The following is a 1,549-nucleotide window of genomic DNA, read 5'->3' on the forward strand; positions in this document are numbered from 1 at the left end:
CTTTACGAAGGGGGTATTCGCGTACCCTCGGTGATTGAGTGGCCAACTATTATCCGACAGGCTAGAAACACGAACTACCCCGTAGTTACTTCGGATATGTATCCTACCATTTTGGATATTCTCAACATTACTGATCCTTCTACTAGTACTAAAGATGGAAAAAGTATCTGGCCAGTATTACAAAATGACGTAGAAAGTAAACGAGATGCTCCTATTGGCTTTCAGTCTAGTTTTAGAGGAGAAATGTATCAGGTCTGGTCCGATGATCAGTTTAAGCTATTGCATAAAGTAGAAAGCGACCGGTGGGAACTGTACGATCTTCAAAACGATTCTCGGGAGCAACATAATGTAATTAGCAGTCATACCGAATTAGCCGAAGAGATGAAAGGGGCTTTACTAAAATGGGTGCAGTCTTGTAAAGAAGGTTTTTTGAACGAATCCAACTAGGTACAGTAGAGCGATCTCAGGAAAATTTTTCAAAATCTTTTAAAGCTTGTATCTTGCCTCTCTTTGAAATAACAACCTGCTATGCCTGCCAACTACTTACTCGGATACGACATTGGAAGCTCCTCCATAAAAGCTAGCTTAGTACAATCTGATTCGGGTAAAATGGTAGCGTCGGCAACGTCGCCCGCGAAAGAACTGCCGATGGATGCCCCGAAAGAAGGTTGGGCTGAGCAGCACCCCGATTTGTGGTGGGAACACTTAACAAAGGCTACTAAACAATTGCAACGAGATAATGCCGAGGCACTGCAAGGAATAACTGCTATTGGTATTTCTTACCAAATGCATGGCTTGGTAGCGGTAGATAAGAACCAGCAAGTGTTGCGTCCCTCAATCATCTGGTGCGATAGTCGGGCAGTAGGTATAGGTGAGCAAGCATTTCAAACGTTGGGGCAAGATTGGTGCTTGTCGCACTTATTAAATTCACCTGGAAATTTTACGGCTTCTAAACTGCGATGGGTACAAGAGAACGAACCGCAAATTTACGAACAGATTCATAAAATAATGCTGCCCGGCGATTATATCGCTATGAAGCTAACCGGAGAGGTGAACACTACCATTTCGGGGCTTTCCGAAGGAATCTTCTGGGATTTCAAATCTGATTCGCTTTCCGAGAAGTTACTAGAGCATTACCAAATAGATCAAAGTTTAATCCCTGAGCAGGTCCCTACCTTCGGGGAGCAGGGTAGCGTTCAGTCGTCTGTAGCTCAAGAGCTGGGTATTCCGGCCAACATTCCGGTAGCGTACCGGGCGGGCGATCAGCCTAACAATGCGCTATCGCTCAATGTATTAAAACCAGGAGAGGTGGCAACTACGGCAGGTACTTCCGGGGTAATTTACGGCGTAAGTGACCAACTGGAGTACGATCCTCAGTCGCGGGTTAATAGTTTTGCTCACGTTAACTACAGTCAAGCATCACCTCGCTACGGTATTTTGGCTTGTGTGAACGGTACCGGCATTCTCAATAGTTGGCTAAAACATCAGCTACTGCTCGATCAGCTTTCCTACGAAGAAATGAACCATCGCGCCCAGCAGGCACCCATTG

Annotated in this window: 2 protein-coding genes; both read left to right on the plus strand. The window is 45.4% G+C overall.

Going from position 1 to position 1,549, the window contains the following annotated elements; translation table 11 throughout:
* A partial coding sequence (locus tag WBA23_RS12260) for a sulfatase/phosphatase domain-containing protein (RefSeq protein ID WP_424582569.1) occupies positions 1–447 on the plus strand: 447 nt, incomplete at its 5' end.
* An 81-nt stretch (positions 448–528) separates the two neighbouring features.
* Positions 529–1,549, plus strand: a 1,021-nt coding sequence (locus WBA23_RS12265; RefSeq protein WP_424582570.1) for a xylulokinase, incomplete at its 3' end; no start/stop codon positions are given.

Origin of the sequence: Tunicatimonas sp. (assembly GCF_049647865.1) — a bacterium.
Taxonomy (GTDB): domain Bacteria; phylum Bacteroidota; class Bacteroidia; order Cytophagales; family Cyclobacteriaceae; genus Tunicatimonas.